The organism is Bartonella queenslandensis (genome assembly GCF_018155095.1).
GTDB lineage: Bacteria > Pseudomonadota > Alphaproteobacteria > Rhizobiales > Rhizobiaceae > Bartonella > Bartonella queenslandensis_B.
The window spans coordinates 227,180-244,026 of record NZ_NAAI01000002.1 but is presented as its reverse complement, the minus strand read 5'-3'; the positions used below and the strand labels follow the sequence as shown (position 1 = coordinate 244,026).

The window sequence follows — 16,847 nt, the reverse complement described above, 5'->3', positions numbered from 1 at the left end:
TTATCATTATAAATCAATATCTTGTTGTTTTAATAAAAGGAGAAGTAAGAAAAAAATACCTCTTATAAAAGCTCTCAAATAACCCAAAAGTATATAAAAGGTTCGTAAATATAACTTAGCATCCCAACTTATAGCTTTTATTAAGCACAAAAATGATGGTGTATAATGAGTTTATATACGTCACAAAGAATTTTATAGTGATACTCTTCACGAACACACCGTAGCGAAATAGGTTTGAGCTTTTTGAGAGATGTTTTCTTAAAACAAAACTCGCAAACAAGCTGAGAATCCTATCCTGAATATTTTATAACAGTATAAAAATCCCTCCTATGTAAAACGTCACATAGATTAAATACGACTAAACACCACCGCTCTAAACGATAATACAAGATAATCAATCAAAACTGCACAACGAAGATCTAAAACAACAATTATTGAAAAGCACACAACAAATTAAGTGGAATATCTCATACTATTGTTTTATTCTTTCTAAAATGTTGTTGCATGCATCACAAATATTCACGGCCCCTTGTGTTTTTTTTAATATACTTTTTAAAAGCTTTTTAAATATGAAGTGGTTTAGCAAATGTTGCTAAAGCTGCTTCACGAACTGCTTCTGATAAGGTAGGATGCGCATGACAACAGCGACCTAGATCTTCTGATGAACCACCAAATTCCATTAACACGGCAATTTCGTGGATCATTTCACCAGCAGCAAATCCAAGAATATGCCCCCCCAAAACCCGATCTGTTTTTTTATCAGAAAGGATTTTAACAAATCCATCACTCTTTTGCATCGCGCGTGCCCGACCATTAGCCATAAAAGGAAATTTGCCAACATTATATTCAATACCGGCCGCCTTCAGTTCTTCTTCTGTCTTTCCTACACTCGCAATTTCTGGCTGTGTATAAACAACACTAGGAATAACATCAAAATTAACATGCCCTTTTTGACCTGCCAAAATTTCTGCTACAGCAACGCCTTCTTCCTCTGCTTTATGCGCTAACATTGGTCCTTTTACAACATCACCAATCGCATAAATTCCTGGAACATTCGTCTGCCAATGGGCATTAATCGCAATAAAGCCGCGTTCATCTAACTGAACACCAACCTCACTCAAGCCAAGTCCCTCTGTATAAGGAGAACGCCCAGTCGCAATAAGCACAACATCAGCCTCTAAGGTTTCAGATTCACCACCTTTGACAGATTCAAAGCTCACCTGAGCCATTGAACCGGATTGTTTAATAGCGGTTACCTTTGTGCCCGTTTTATATTCAATCCCCTGTTTTTCCATTAATTTCTGGAATTGCCGTGAAACTTCACCATCCATTGAGCCCAAAACCTTATTAAGATACTCAATAATGGTCACTTTAGCCCCTAAACGGCTCCAAACCGACCCAAGTTCTGAACCAATGACACCAGCACCCACCACAATCATATGTGCTGGTACTTTTTCAAGTGAAAGAGCTCCCGTAGAAGAAACAATAGTCTTTTCATCAATTTCAACATTCACCCCTGGAATGCCTGAACTTTGTGAGCCCGTAGCAATAATAATATTTTTTGTTTCAATTGTTTGTTTATTACCATCTCTGGCAACAACTTCTACATGACCCGCACTCAAAATTTTGGCTTCCCCAAAAAAAGTATCAACTTTATTTTTTTTCATCAAAAAAGAAACGCCACTTGTATTGGCTGTCACCACAGCTTTCTTATGAACCATCATTTGTTCAAGATTAAGTTTAGATTTGCCAATAGAAATCCCAAGTGTTTCAAAACCATGCTGGGTTTCAGCAAACACTTCTGAAGCGTGCAACAACGCTTTAGAAGGTATACAACCAACATTGAGACATGTTCCCCCTAATGTTGTACGCTTTTCAATAATCGCTACTTTAAGCCCTAGTTGTGCGGCCTTTATTGCTGCTACATAACCACCTGGACCCGCTCCGATCACAGCCACATCATAAGACATCCGTTTCTCCTTTCATCCTGAAAACTGTATTTTACAAATCAAGAACAAGGCGTTCCGGATCTTCTAAGCTTTCCTTAACACGCACAAGGAAAGTTACAGCTTCTTGCCCATCCACAATACGGTGATCATAAGAAAGCGCTAAATACATCATGGGGCGGATTACCACTTGCCCCTCCACAACCATCGCTCGCTCTTTAATCGCATGCATTCCCAAAATACCAGATTGTGGTGCATTCAAAATTGGTGTTGACATCAACGACCCATACACACCACCATTGGTAATGGTAAAAGTTCCACCTTGCATATCAGAAACGGCTAATTTTCCATCACGCGCAAGACGTCCCAAACGGCCAATCTCCTTTTCAATCTCTGCTAATGACATTTGATCTGCATCACGCACCACAGGAACGACAAGCCCTTTATCCGTTCCAACAGCAATCCCAACATTGACATAGTTTTTGTAAACAATATCTGTTCCATCAATTTCGGCATTAACAGCAGGAAGTTCTTTTAATGCATGACAAACAGCTTTGGTAAAAAATCCCATAAAACCAAGTTTAACACCATGTTTCTTTTCAAAAAGATCCTTATAACGCTTGCGCAAATCCATCACTGCGGACATATCAACCTCATTAAATGTGGTTAACATTGCTGCTACATTTTGCGCATCTTTAAGACGACGAGCAATTGTTTGACGTAATTTCGTCATACGAACCCGCTCTTCACGCGTTTCTGATACAGAAGCCACAGAAGAGCTCGTTGCAGAGGAAGAAGGTGTAGGAACATTTGTTCTTTGTTCTAACCCACCAAGAACATCTCCTTTAAGAATTTGTCCACGCTTTCCAGAACCTGAAATATCACTTTTCGTAACATTATTTTCAGCCATCAATTTTGCCGCTGAGGGTGAAGGAGGCATGGTACTGCTCGAAGCTGGCTTCTCCGATTCAGATGAAGCTACTGGAACAGGCGTAGCAGCAGGTGAAAAAGATTGGGAGACAACGGCTTCACCAGCTTCCACTGCTCCTAAAAGAGCATTTACTTCAACCGTATCGCCTTCTTTTGCGATGATTTCAGATAATCTCCCCGCAACAGGAGAAGGAACTTCAACTGTTACCTTATCAGTTTCTAATTCAACCAAAGGCTCATCCATAGCGACAGCTTCGCCAAGTTTTTTAAACCATTTGCCAACTGTTGCTTCGGTAACCGATTCACCCAAAGTAGGAACACGGATTTCAGTAGTCATAATATTTTTCCATACATCAGAGTAGTAACAAATTAAGAACCTAACGCGTCTTTAAGAAACGCAGTCAGTTGTTCAAGGTGTTTCACCATTAACCCAGAGGCCGGTGATGCACTCGCAGGACGCCCTGCATAACGAGCACGCGAATATTGCGCATTAATATGCGTCAAAACCCATTCCAAATAAGGCTCAATAAATGACCAAGCCCCCATGTTTTTTGGTTCTTCTTGGCACCAAAAAACTTCTGCCTGCAAAAAGCGCGATAACACATTCACCAAAACTTTTGCAGGGAAAGGATACAACTGTTCAACACGAAGGAGATAAACATCATCGATCCCCTTTTTTTCACGTTCTTCATAAAGGTCGTAATAAACCTTACCGGTACAAAGAACGACACGGCGAATTTTATTATCTTTTTGCAATTTCACCACAGAATCTTTGAGACATTCTGCATCATCAAGCAACACACGATGGAAACTCGTTTCTGGTCCCATTTCATTGAGAAGAGAAACGGCCCGCTTATGACGCAAAAGTGATTTAGGAGTCATCAAAATTAAAGGCTTACGGAAATCACGCTTAATCTGTCGACGTAAAATATGAAAATAATTTGCAGGAGTTGTACAGTTAGCAACCTGCATATTATCTTCCGCACAAAGTTGAAGAAATCGTTCTAAACGTGCAGAAGAATGTTCCGGTCCTTGCCCTTCAAAACCATGAGGCAACAAACACACAAGACCAGACATACGGAGCCATTTACGCTCTGCAGATGAAATAAATTGGTCAAAAATGACCTGTGCACCATTAGAAAAGTCACCAAATTGTGCTTCCCAAAGTGTTAATCCTCGTGGTTCAGCAAGAGAATATCCATATTCAAACCCAAGAACAGCTTCTTCAGAAAGCATAGAATTAACAACTTCATAAAGCGCTTGCCCCTTTTGTAAATGATTCAAAGGAATATAACGCGCTTCATTTTCCTGGTCATAAAGCACTGAATGACGTTGTGAAAAAGTCCCCCGTTCAACATCCTCACCAGAAAGACGAATCGGCGCTCCTTCTAAACAAAGTGAACCAAAAGCTAAAGCTTCAGCGGTTGCCCAATCAACGCCCTCACCTGTTTCAAAAATTTTAGCACGATTATTTAAAAAACGCTGTATCGTTTTATGAACATTAAAATCTGCTGGGATTTTGACAAGTTTCTGGCCAATTTCCTTCAAAGTTTTTAATTCAACACCCGTTGTTTTAGAATGTTGCTCATCAGAATTACTAAAAACTTTAATGCCCGTCCAGCTTCCATCAAGCCAATCAGCCTTATTGGGCTTATAAGAAGCGCTTGCTTCCAATTCACCTTCAAGTTTATCACGCCACAACTTTTTTTGTTGCTCAATTTCTTCTGAAGAAACCATTCCTTCTGCGATCAATTGATCACTATAAAGCTGAAGAGTTGTTTTATGATTACGAATTGCTTTATACATAAGCGGTTGCGTAAAGGAAGGTTCATCACCTTCATTATGTCCGTAACGGCGATAACAAAACATATCAATGACCACCGGTTTATGGAAAATTTGACGAAATTCCATTGCTATTTTTGCAACAAAAACAACAGCTTCAGGATCATCCCCATTCACATGAAAAATGGGAGCATCAATCATTTTTGCAACATCAGATGGATAAGGCGAAGAACGTGAAAAACGTGGTGCTGTTGTAAAACCAATCTGATTATTGATAATAACATGAAGTGAGCCTGCAACACGATAGCCTTTAAGACCTGAAAGACCAAAAGTTTCTTGGATAACGCCCTGTCCTGCAAAAGCAGCATCACCATGAATAAGCAATGGCAACACTTTTGAACGCTCACTTAATGGGAGTGAATCCGTGTGTGTAGGTCCCACAAGTTGATCTTGTTTAGCGCGTGCTTTTCCCATAACAACCGGATCAACAATCTCAAGATGAGAGGGATTAGGCAAAAGTGATAAATGAACTTTATTCCCATCAAAGTCCAAATCTGCAGTCGTGCCTAAATGATATTTAACATCACCGGATCCCTCTACATCATCCGGCTTATAAGATCCCCCTTTGAATTCATGAAAGATCGCTCTATGGGGCTTGGCGAGCACTTGTGAAAGAACATTTAAACGCCCACGATGGGCCATTCCTAAAATAACCTCCTGCACCCCTAAAGCACTACCACATTTAATAATTTGTTCAAGAGCAGGAATCAGCGCTTCACCACCATCAAGTCCAAAACGTTTTGTACCTTTATATTTAGTATCTAAAAACTGTTCAAATCCTTCTGCTTGAATAAGCTTATTCAGGATAGCTTTCTTATCTTGCTGAGTGAAAGCAATTCTTTTATCTCGCCCTTCAATACGCTCTTGAAGCCATGCTTTCTGGATTGGATCAGAAACATGCATATATTCCACACCGATTGTTGAGCAATAGGCACGATTGAGAATTTCAAGCATTTGTGGAATGGTTGCATATTCCAATCCTAAAACATTATCAATAAAAATGGGACGCTCATAATCAGCAGGAGTAAAACCGTAAGCTTCTGGAGAAAGTTCTCTATAATCCTCCAGTTTTTCTGACAATTGAAGAGGGTCAAGCTTTGCACGAAGATGTCCCCGTGCTCGAAACGCACGAATCATCATAATGGCATGAACAGAATCGCGCGTTGCGCGAACAATATCTTGTTCACTGGAAGTTTTTCCCTTTTTTGCAGCCCCTGTTGCTGCTTTTTCCTTTAATTTATCACCAAGATATTTTTCAAGAGAAGACCAATCACCATCAAGAGCAGAAACCAATTCACCCTCTGGTTTCAACGGCCAATAATCACGCTGCCATGTTGGTCCTTCAGCATTTTTGAGAACATCTTCTTTGTTATCATGAAGGCCTTCAAAAAAAGCACGCCACTGTGAATCAACACTGGTAGGATCTTTCTCATATTGAGCATAAAGTTGATCTATATAATCCGCATTCCCACCATAAAGAAATGACGTCTGTGCAAAAAGACTATTTATCTCATCCTGCCTTGCCATATACCTCTCCGGAACATCTATTCCGTCTCCTTATATCTCTTTTCAACCTTTCAATGCTTACAAAGCAAGTGAGGCTTCAAACATTCAAAAAAGTTTTACTTTTTTATACTCAAGTTTTTTTCACCTGAATTTAAGAATATATTCTTAATTCAGGTGAAATTTTCTTTTACCCTTTCAAAACTGATATCAAAGTCTTACCTATCTGTGATGGCGAAGGCGAAACCCGAATCCCAGCGGATTCCATTGCTGCAATTTTATCTTCTGCTCCACCTTTACCACCAGAAATAACAGCGCCAGCATGTCCCATTGTACGTCCTGGAGGAGCCGTACGACCAGCAATAAAGCCAACAACTGGCTTTTTACGCCCTTTTCTTGCTTCATCTTGCAGAAACTGCGCTGCTTCTTCTTCAGCAGATCCCCCAATCTCACCAATCATAACAATAGACTGGGTTTCATCATCTGCTAAAAACATTTCCAACACATCAATAAATTCAGTACCCTTAACAGGATCACCACCAATTCCTATAGCCGTTGTTTGTCCCAGCCCTTCCTGACTCGTTTGAAAAACTGCTTCATAAGTCAAAGTTCCCGACCGTGAGACAACCCCCACAGAACCTTTTCTAAAAATAGAACCCGGCATAATACCAATTTTACATTCGTTTGGCGTGAGAATACCAGGACAATTCGGACCAATAAGACGAGATTTTGAGTTTTCTAATCGCGCCTTCACTTTAACCATATCCATAACGGGAATACCCTCCGTAATACAGATAATTAAACAAACTTCAGCTTCAATAGCCTCTATAATAGCTGCCGCAGCCCCTGCAGGAGGAACATAAATAACGGAAGCATCCGCGCCTGTTTTTTCTTTTGCTTCTACAACACTAGCAAAAATAGGAAGGGTTTCACCTTTTGAACCTTCCCATGTTTCTCCACCCTTTTTAGGATTAACACCGCCAACCATTTGCGTGCCATGATAAGCAAGCGCCTGTTCTGTGTGAAATGTTCCTGTTTTTCCTGTAAGTCCTTGAACGAGAACTTTTGTCTCTTTATTCACAAGAATTGACATCGCTTAAGCTCCCTTCACGGCTGCAACAATTTTTTGCGCAGCATCATCTAAATCATCAGCAGGAATAACATTCAAACCACTGTCATTGATAATCGCTTTACCCTGCTCAACATTTGTACCTTCAAGACGAACCACCAAGGGAACCTTTAAACCAACTTCACGAACAGCAGCGACCACACCTTCAGCAATGACATCGCAACGCATAATACCACCAAAAATATTAACCAAAATGCCTTTAACATTTGGATCAGCCGTAATAATTTTAAAAGCAGCTGTTACCTTTTCTTTTGATGCTCCACCACCAACATCCAAAAAATTCGCCGGCTCAGCTCCATAAAGCTTAATAATATCCATGGTTGCCATAGCAAGCCCCGCACCATTGACCATACAACCAATGGTACCCTCAAGAGCAACATAAGCCAAATCATGCTTTGAAGCTTCTATTTCTTTTGGATCTTCTTCTGAAAGATCGCGCAATTCTAAAATATCTGGATGACGAAACAAAGCATTATTATCAAAAGAAACTTTAGCATCAAGAACGCGCAAATGACCGTCTTTCATCACGATAAGCGGATTGATTTCTAAAAGGCTCATATCTTTTTCACAAAATGCCTTATAAAGAATTGGAAAAAGCTTTTCACCATCTTCCCGCGCACTATCGTGCAATTCTAATGCATCACAAAGTCTTGCACAATCAGCAGAGGTAACACCCTCTACGGAATCAATGGACAGTGTGAAAATTTTCTCTGGTGTTTCTTCAGCAACCGTTTCAATATCCATTCCCCCTTCTGTTGAAACAACAAAAGCAATCCGACCAACGCTACGATCAACCAAAAGTGAAAGATAAAGTTCACGCTCAATATCAGCACCATCTTCAATATAAAGACGATTGACTTGTTTACCCTCTGGACCAGTTTGTTTTGTTACCAAAGTTTTTCCAAGCATTTCTTGAACATTTGCAACAACTTCTTCAACAGATTGAGCAAGCCGGACACCACCCTTTGCATCAGGACCAAGTTCTTTAAACTTCCCCTTACCACGGCCACCAGCATGTATCTGACTTTTAACCACATAGAGAGGTCCGGGCAATTTTTTTGCCCATTTTTCAGCTTGCTCTACAGAATAAACAGCAACGCCATTGGCAATGGGTGCTCCATATTCATGAAGCAGACGTTTGGCCTGATACTCATGGATATTCATGCATTTGTCCTTTTCTTTTATGGATTATTATTAATCCTAAAGTTTTAATATTTTAAAATACTTTATTTTAATGAACGAAATTTTGTTTTATTACTTGAGACTAGGCACAAGAGCAATACAAGCTTCACAAAGCTTTTTAACCGCATTTACGGAATAATTAAAAGCATCTCTCTCCTCTTTATCAAGATCAATTTCAATGACTCTTTCAACACCCCCTGCACCAAGTACAACAGGAACACCAACGTATGTATCATTAACGCCATATTCCCCTGAAAGGTAGGCTGCAACAGGCACAACACGCTTAGTATCCTTTAAATAGGCTTCAGCCATAGAAACAGCAGAAGCTGCTGGTGCATAATAAGCAGAACCTGTTTTTAACAAACTAACAATTTCTGCACCACCATCACGGGTACGTTGGATAATTTGATCAATTTTTTCCTGCGTTGTCCAACCCATTTTAATAAGATCGGGCAAAGAAATACCACCAACTGTTGAATAACGCACCAAAGGCACCATTGAATCACCGTGCCCCCCTAAAACAAACGCTGTCACATCTTTGACAGAGACTTTAAATTCTTCAGATAAAAAATAACGAAAACGCGCTGAATCCAGAATACCAGCCATACCAACCACTTTATGCACCGGAAGACCTGAAAATTTCTGCAATGCCCACACCATTGCATCAAGAGGATTTGTGATACAAATAACAAAAGCTGAAGGTGCATATTTTTTAATTCCAGCACCAACTTGTTCCATGACTTTTAAATTAATACCCAAAAGATCGTCACGGCTCATGCCAGGTTTCCGTGCTACTCCTGCCGTTACAACAACAACATCAGATCCTTCAATTGCTTCATAAGCATTTGCACCTTTTAAATGAACATCAAAACCATCAACGGGAGAAGATGCAGCAATATCAAGAGCTTTACCCTGTGGCATACCTTCTGCGATATCAAATAAGACCACATCAGCAAGCTCTTTAAGCCCAATAATATGTGCTAAAGTACCCCCAATCATACCTGAACCAATGAGAGCTATCTTTTTTCGTGCCATTTTATTCTTTCCTAACTTTTAGATAATTCAGCGCACACTCATCAGCGCCCACATACTGAAATATTTTTAACTTCAACCATACTTAAACAATACCATAAAAAGGAGTAAAGAAACGAAATTTAAAAATTTCTCTCTTTATAAAAACAACAACCCTCCGCAGAAATAACTATTAGAAAATTATCATGATGTATCGATAAAGTGAATTTAAAAAAAATACAACAGAATTATTACATTTCTTTAATTTCAAAGAGTTATAGTTTTTACAGTTTACGTAAAGGTAAAAGTATAATCAATGCTTCTTCTTCAAAAGAAAATGTTCTTCCCAAAACTTCAAATAATCGTAGCTTTGCATTTCAAAAAGACGTGACTGTGTTCTTTGAAATTCAAATGTTTCCGCAGTCTGAGCATGTCCCTTATACAAATGCTCCACACCTGCTGCTGCCGACATAAATAACCGGATGTGGCGTTCATAAAGAATATCAATAAGCAAAATAAACCGTTTTGTTTCATTGCGACATGTATCATCCATGATCGGTACATTATCGATAAAAATCGTATGATAACGCTCGCCTAATACCAAATACTCAGCCGCTGCCAAAGGCTGTGCACACAAATCTCGATAATCAAAGCGTGCACATCCCGCACCAAAACGGGGAATAGGGATAAGGCGCCCTTTTATAGAAAGCTCATCAGATATTTCCTTATGTCCTTGCAACACAAGTTCCCACGCTTGATCCATACATCCATCTGCTTTTTTCCCTAATGGGGTTACATACACAGGCTGTAGATTTGACTTTTCAAGACGATAATCCGTTTTTGCATCAAGATTAACAACACGAACATAGGCTTTTAAAGTTTGGATAAAAGGCAAAAAGAGTTCACGATTTAAACCATTATAATAAAGGTTATTCGGCGCCACATTTGAAGTCGCAATAAAGAAAATTTCTTTATCAAACAAAGCAGAAATAAACCGCCCCAACACCATAGCATCAGCAATATCTGTTACACTGAATTCATCAAAACAAAGCACTTTTGCTTCTCGTGCAAGATCTTCAGCAACAGCTAAAATAGGATTATCTTGTTTAGATTTTTCACGCTCAGATGCTTGACGATAAAAATTAATACGCTCATGCACATCAGCCATAAAATCATTAAAATGAGCACGCTTTTTTTGGTTCTTAGGCAAACAAGAAAAGAACAAATCCATGAGCATGGTTTTACCCCGTCCTACTTCACCATAAATATACAATCCCTGAAAAGAGCCATTTTCATCCCCTTGTTTTGCAACACAAGAAACATTTTTTCTTTTCTTTTTAAATATTCTTTTTAAAAAAAAACAAAATATCGAAAACCAAGGACGAGAAACATTTTGTTCCGAAATTTTTTTTAATAAATGGTCAAAGTACTCTGTTACAGCTAATTGAGCTGGATCAAAACGGATTTTCCCTTCAGAAACCAGCTCCTTATAGCGCGTTGAAACGAGAACCATCCAAACAACCTTTTTCCAACCGTTTTCAATGAAAAATATCAATACTTTTCACGAATCTGCCCATATAGCTTATTTTTTTCATAAGCGGTCAAAAAATGATCTAACGTCTTAGAACAACGGGATGATCATCAAGTGTACGTCCCTCAAAACGATCAATATTTGAAGAATAAAGGGTGATAATAACACGCCCATAGTTATTATAAAAATATAATCTTTTTCCCTTAACAGCCCACGATCTCACTTGGGAAGCAATTCCTGGACAGTGTAAAGGACCAGCTCGGTACCCTTGTCCAAACTTTGTTTGTGGCGTTGCAATCCGACAAACTTTTCCCCCCATAGAAAGATTCCATACCCCAGCAATACTTGCAGGAAACAGATCAGTGGCATTGCTTGGCAATTCGAGACTAGCCATTCGTCCATCGCTCTGAGAATCCCCTTTTTCATACATCGAAGCATTTACATCTTCAGATATCGATGAAGAAGCATACGATGAATCTGTCACTTCCAATGTTGTCATTTGTTGATATGGATAAAAAACTTCTAATGCGTTATTATTATCATTATTATCAAACCGCGTTGTTGAACATCCCCCTAAAAGCATTACAGTTGACATTGCAACGAAAAACGAATTTTTTGAAAACGACATATCTGTACTCTCTCCCACGACAATAAATAGACCCACAAAAAAATTAAGTGAATATTCGTTATAATTACAAAGATAAATTAACAAATTAAAAAAACAGGATTAAAATTACTCATTTCAAACAAAATAATTTATGTACTTAGTTTTATGTTTATTAAATACTAGAAATTTATAAGGTTTTTAGTCATATATCCCTTGATAATTAATTATTAGAAATAGAGAAGTTTCATGAAAACGCCATTTAGCAAAATGGATGGTCTTGGAAATCAAATTATTGTTGCTGATATGCGCGAAAGCACACAAGCTCTCACAGTACAAGCAATCCTTGCTTTATCGGCAGATCCCGAAATGCATTTTGATCAAATCATGGCTATCCAGACACCAACCCAGAAAGAAGCCGACTTCCGAATCGAAATATGGAATGCTGATGGTTCAAAAGCTAAAGCTTGTGGTAATGGTACCCGCTGTATCGTTGCATGGCTCACAGACCACAATTTTGGTGAAAGTTTTCGTTTAGAAACCCCTGCTGGAATTGTTGAAGGAAAACGCCAGACTGGCAATCTCATCTCTGTTGATATGGGATGCCCAAGTTTCAATGCAAAAGAGATGCCTGTTTCACGTGAAATAGTTGATACCAATCACGTAGAAATTACGGCTGGTCCCTTAAAAGATGCTTGCCTTATATCCATTGGCAATCTCCATGCTATCTTTTTTATTGAAAATGATATTCAATATATTCCATTAGAAAAATATGGACCAAAACTTGAACATGATCCCCTGTTTCCAGAACGGTGTAATATTTCCATTGCTTGCATAACATCAAAGAAAAGTCTAAATTTACGCACATGGGAACGAGGAGCAGGATTAACACAAGCATGTGGGAGTGCTGCTTGTGCCAGTGCAGTGGCAGCTTATCGACGTGGTCTGACACAGCGCCATATCGATGTAACCTTACCAGGGGGAACACTTAATATTTTTTATCGAGAAGATGATCACATTATCATGACGGGACCAATAAAATATCACTTTAGTGGTTTTTTAAACCCTTTAACAGGGTGCTACAAAAAGGATCACTCTTGATGGCAATAGAAATTGTAACTTTTGGTTGTCGACTCAATAGCTACGAATCGGAAATCATTCGCAAAGAAAGTACCTCTTCAGGGCTAGACCAGCTCAAAGATGGTGCGATTATCTTTAACACCTGTGCTGTCACTGCCGAAGCCGTACGACAAGCAAAACAAGCTATCCGCAAAGCGCGACGTGAAAATCCTCATGCACGTATCATTGTAACAGGGTGTGCTGCCCAAACAGAAGCACAAAATTTTGCCTCAATGACAGAAGTAGATCTCGTTTTAGGAAACGAAGATAAACTTCACGCCCATTCTTATCGTCAACTTCCTGATTTTGGTATTAACCATTCCGAAAAGGTCCGTATCAATGATATCATGGAAGTAAAAAAAATTGCACCACATATGGTAAGCGCAATGCAAGAACGTACCCGCGCTTTTGTACAGGTACAAAACGGATGTGATCATCGATGCACATTTTGCATTATTCCTTATGGACGTGGACCATCTCGTTCAGTTCCCATGGGGGCTGTCATAGAACAAATTAAAAAGCTGACAAATGTGGGTATTCAAGAAGTGGTTCTTACAGGTGTTGACCTTACAAGTTATGGTCACGATCTTCCTGGAAAAGCTAATCTAGGAAAATTAACTTCAGCCATTTTGCATCATGTCCCTGATTTGCCTCGGTTACGTCTTTCATCTATTGACTCTATTGAAGCAGACGAAGAACTCATAAATCTTTTAGCTTATGAAAAAAGGATTATGCCCCATTTACATTTATCCTTGCAGGCAGGTGATAATATGATTTTAAAACGGATGAAACGGCGACATTTGCGTGAACATGCTATTCAATTTTGCCAAGAATTGCGTGCCAAACGTCCTACAATGGTTTATGGTGCTGACTTAATTGCTGGTTTTCCTACAGAAACAGAAGAGATGTTTCAAAACAGTCTCGCTTTAATAAAAGATTGTCATTTAACTCACCTTCATGTTTTCCCTTTTAGTCCAAGAGAAGGAACACCTGCCGCACGTATGCCACAAATCAATCGTAAAATAATCAAGCTGCGTGCTGAGAAACTGCGTAAAGCAGGCGAGGAAGCCTACCAAAAACATCTTGCTCATTTACAAAACAGTCAGCAAACAATTCTCGTTGAAAAAGATGAAATCGGACGAACGGAAGATTATACTCTTGTACAAATTAAAGGTGTAAAAGCAGGAACAATTGTTCAAGCCCTTATTGTTGACCATGATGGCGATAAATTAATTGCTGTCCTTCCAAAATTAAATGCTGCTTGAGCAGGAAAATTTTTATGACAAAATCTTTTATAAAAAAAATATTCTCTTTTAACAAATCTAAAGAACAGGAAATGGAGCAAATTTCTATTTCTGATAAAAATGATATAATAGAAGAAAATGAAAAGACAAAAAACAACCAAATCTTTGCAGATGCAAGACAAGAAGAAAAAGCAGAAAATCAAAGCTTAAGATCTGTAGAATGTGATGAAAAATCCCAGTCTTTAGAGTCGCATTCTGATAAAGGCTCTCTTTCTGGTAAAATTCCCCCTGATAGTAAAATTGTTGTCACAAACACCATCCGTGAAAAAAAGGATGAAGAAATTTTATCTGAACCGTCTGTTGAACAAAAAAAGACAGCATGGTTTGGACGTCTGAAAAAAGGTCTATCTCTTTCTTCACAACGCCTAAGTGGATCGATTGGCGACCTCTTTGTTAAAAGAAAACTCGATAAAGATACGTTACAAGAACTTGAAGATATCCTTATCCAAGCTGATCTCGGTGTAGAAACAGCAACACGCATCACACATACTTTAGCTTCAAATCGTTATGGAAGAGATCTTTCCCCAAATGACATTCATACTATTGTCACTGAAGAAATCAGAAAAGTTCTGGAACCTGTTGCAATACCATTAGAACTTGATCTCAGTCATAAGCCTCATGTTATTTTGCTGGTAGGTGTAAATGGTACAGGAAAAACGACAACGATTGGAAAACTTGCAGCCAAATTAACAGAAGGGGGTTTAAAAGTTATGCTTGCAGCTGGTGATACTTTCCGAGCCGCAGCGATTGAACAATTACATATTTGGGGTGAGCGTACAAATTCTCCTGTTATTTCGACAAAATTGGGAGCAGATGCCGCGAGTTTAGCCTTTGATGCTTTTGAGAAAGCGAAAAAAGAAAAGAGTGATGTATTAATTATTGATACAGCAGGGCGTTTACAAAATAAATCTGAATTAATGGATGAGCTAGCAAAAATTATTCGTGTTTTAAGAAAACACACCCCCCAAGCACCCCATACAATTCTTCAAACGCTTGATGCAACGACTGGGCAAAATGCACTAAGCCAAGTGGATATTTTCCGTGATATTGCTGGTGTTAATGGTTTAGTCATGACAAAGCTGGATGGAACTGCGCGAGGAGGAATTCTTGTCGCTATCGCAGCAAAATATAAATTACCCGTTTATTTTATCGGTGTAGGAGAGAGTATTGAAGACCTTCAACCTTTTTCTGCTTCTGATTTCGCCGAAACTATTGCAGGAAAACATGCATGAAACAGCCTTTATCTAACCCTAATTCACACAATAATTCTGAGAAAAATATGAACAACAATAAAAAACCCCCCCTCTCACCAACACTTAAGTTTCTCCTAGAAATGGGACCATTGGTCGCCTTCTTTTTCGCCAATTATAAGGGAGAATGGTTGATAAAAAATATTGAATTTTTTCAAAATTTTAATAAGCCTATTTTCCCTGCAACAGCTATTTTTATGGTAGCGATTATTATTTCCCTAAGCTTCTCATGGATCCTTGCAAGACAAGTTCCTATTATGCCTCTTATTTCAGGAATATTTGTTCTTGTTTTTGGCTTTCTAACACTCTGGCTTCATAATGAAACTTTCATAAAGATGAAACCAACAATCATTAACAGCTTATTTGCTTTTATACTGTTTGGTGGAATGTTTTTTAAAAAACCACTTTTACGTTATGCTCTTGATTCTACCTTAAAACTTGATGATTTAGGCTGGCAAAAACTCACCTATCGTTGGGCATTTTTTTTCGTTTTTCTTGCCCTTTTAAATGAAATCATTTGGCGCAATTTTAGCGATAATTTTTGGACGAGTTTCAAAGTATTTGGCGTCATGCCTATAACAGTTCTTTTCATGCTGACTCAAATGCCTATAATTATAAAACATTCAAAAGGACTTTTTACGGAAGAGGACAAATCTGATTCTTAAACAAAATGTACCCATAAACATAGATTATTTTTCGGTTTTATTATTGCATACTGTTCAGGAGAAAAAACATGTTGATTGAACAGTTTATCTGCCGAAAAGATAATTTTGGTGTGCTCATTCACGACGAAAAAAGCGGAATGACAGCCGCAATAGATGCTCCTGAAGGCAAAGCTATTCACAATGCTTTAAAACGCCATAATTGGACACTTAACACTATTTTTGTGACTCACCATCATTACGATCATGTAGAAGCCCTCGCAGAATTAAAACAAGTTTACAACGCTATAGTTATTGGACCAGAAGCAGAAAAAGACAAGATTCACCATCTTGATCAAACACTTCAAGCTGATGAGAAATTTCTCTTTGGTTCTCACACGCTCTTAGCTCTCTCAACACCAGGCCATACGCTAGGAGCTCTGTCCTACTATTTTTCTGAAAAAAAATTACTCTTTGCTGGAGATACGCTTTTTTCACTTGGTTGTGGACGTCTTTTTGAAGGAACTGCCGCACAAATGCTAAATTCTTTAAAAAAACTTCGTAAACTTCCTGATGAAACGCTCCTTTATTGTGGACATGAGTACACAAAAAACAATGCTCTTTTCGCGCTAACAATTGATCCACATAATAAAAAACTCCACCAAAGAGTAGAAGACGTTTTTTTGTTGCGCGCAAAAAATGCCATGACTCTCCCTGTCACTTTAGGACAAGAAAAAGAAACAAACCCCTTTCTTCGATGGGATAATGATGCAATCAGAAAAAAACTTTCAATGAACGATGCCACAGATGAAGAAGTTTTTGCTGAAATTCGAAAAAGAAAGGATAATTTTTAGT

The 16,847-nt window shown here is 38.6% G+C and carries 13 protein-coding genes; 5 read left to right on the top strand and 8 right to left on the bottom strand.

The features are described from left to right. Positions 1-563: 563 nt before the first annotated feature. The 8 genes from lpdA to B5V81_RS02185 all read right to left on the bottom strand — a co-directional run bounded on the left by lpdA (position 564) and on the right by B5V81_RS02185 (position 11,702). Positions 564-1,970 carry a dihydrolipoyl dehydrogenase gene (gene lpdA / locus B5V81_RS02220; RefSeq protein WP_212111766.1) on the bottom strand — a complete coding sequence of 469 codons (1,407 nt, stop codon included), beginning with the start codon at positions 1,968-1,970 and terminating at the stop codon, positions 564-566. A gap of 31 nt (positions 1,971-2,001) precedes the next feature. After that, a complete protein-coding gene (gene odhB, locus B5V81_RS02215; RefSeq protein WP_212111764.1) occupies positions 2,002-3,213 on the bottom strand; it encodes a 2-oxoglutarate dehydrogenase complex dihydrolipoyllysine-residue succinyltransferase in 1,212 nt (403 codons plus the stop codon). 32 nt (positions 3,214-3,245) lie between these two features. Beyond that, a complete protein-coding gene (locus B5V81_RS02210; protein ID WP_212111762.1) occupies positions 3,246-6,245 on the bottom strand; it encodes a 2-oxoglutarate dehydrogenase E1 component in 3,000 nt (999 codons plus the stop codon). Positions 6,246-6,411: 166 nt separating this feature from the next. Further along, positions 6,412-7,314: a succinate--CoA ligase subunit alpha gene (gene sucD, locus B5V81_RS02205; protein ID WP_212111760.1), complete on the bottom strand. Its 903-nt coding sequence runs from the start codon at positions 7,312-7,314 to the stop codon at positions 6,412-6,414. A 3-nt stretch (positions 7,315-7,317) separates the two neighbouring features. After that, positions 7,318-8,514 (bottom strand): ADP-forming succinate--CoA ligase subunit beta, encoded by a 1,197-nt coding sequence (gene sucC, locus B5V81_RS02200; protein ID WP_212111759.1) that lies wholly within the window; start codon positions 8,512-8,514, stop codon positions 7,318-7,320. A gap of 90 nt (positions 8,515-8,604) precedes the next feature. Continuing rightward, on the bottom strand, positions 8,605-9,567 hold the full coding sequence (mdh, locus tag B5V81_RS02195) for a malate dehydrogenase (protein WP_212111757.1): 963 nt from the start codon (positions 9,565-9,567) through the stop codon (positions 8,605-8,607). Between the two features lie 289 nt (positions 9,568-9,856). After that, positions 9,857-11,056 (bottom strand): cell division protein ZapE, encoded by a 1,200-nt coding sequence (gene zapE, locus B5V81_RS02190; protein ID WP_212111755.1) that lies wholly within the window; start codon positions 11,054-11,056, stop codon positions 9,857-9,859. Between the two features lie 100 nt (positions 11,057-11,156). Beyond that, entirely contained in the window at positions 11,157-11,702 is a 546-nt protein-coding gene (locus B5V81_RS02185; RefSeq protein ID WP_212111753.1) for an AprI/Inh family metalloprotease inhibitor, read from the bottom strand. 225 nt (positions 11,703-11,927) lie between these two features. Between B5V81_RS02185 and dapF the strand changes: the two genes are divergently transcribed. The 5 genes from dapF to gloB all read left to right on the top strand — a co-directional run bounded on the left by dapF (position 11,928) and on the right by gloB (position 16,846). Next, on the top strand, positions 11,928-12,779 hold the full coding sequence (dapF, locus tag B5V81_RS02180; RefSeq protein WP_212111751.1) for a diaminopimelate epimerase: 852 nt from the start codon (positions 11,928-11,930) through the stop codon (positions 12,777-12,779). Then, complete coding sequence (gene mtaB / locus B5V81_RS02175) at positions 12,779-14,062, top strand: tRNA (N(6)-L-threonylcarbamoyladenosine(37)-C(2))-methylthiotransferase MtaB (protein ID WP_212111749.1); 1,284 nt, start codon at positions 12,779-12,781, stop codon at positions 14,060-14,062. Before dapF ends, mtaB begins: the two co-directional genes overlap by 1 nt. Positions 14,063-14,076: 14 nt before the next feature. Continuing rightward, positions 14,077-15,333, top strand: a complete 1,257-nt coding sequence (gene ftsY, locus B5V81_RS02170; RefSeq protein WP_212111747.1) for a signal recognition particle-docking protein FtsY — start codon at positions 14,077-14,079, stop codon at positions 15,331-15,333. Further along, complete coding sequence (locus B5V81_RS02165) at positions 15,330-16,016, top strand: septation protein A (RefSeq protein WP_212111745.1); 687 nt, start codon at positions 15,330-15,332, stop codon at positions 16,014-16,016. The genes ftsY and B5V81_RS02165 overlap by 4 nt, the downstream gene beginning before the upstream one ends. Before the next feature lie 68 nt (positions 16,017-16,084). Beyond that, the gene (gloB, locus tag B5V81_RS02160; RefSeq protein WP_212111743.1) at positions 16,085-16,846 is read left to right on the top strand and encodes a hydroxyacylglutathione hydrolase; all 762 of its coding nucleotides are present in this window, start codon (positions 16,085-16,087) and stop codon (positions 16,844-16,846) included. The last annotated feature ends 1 nt before the right edge of the window (position 16,847 follow it).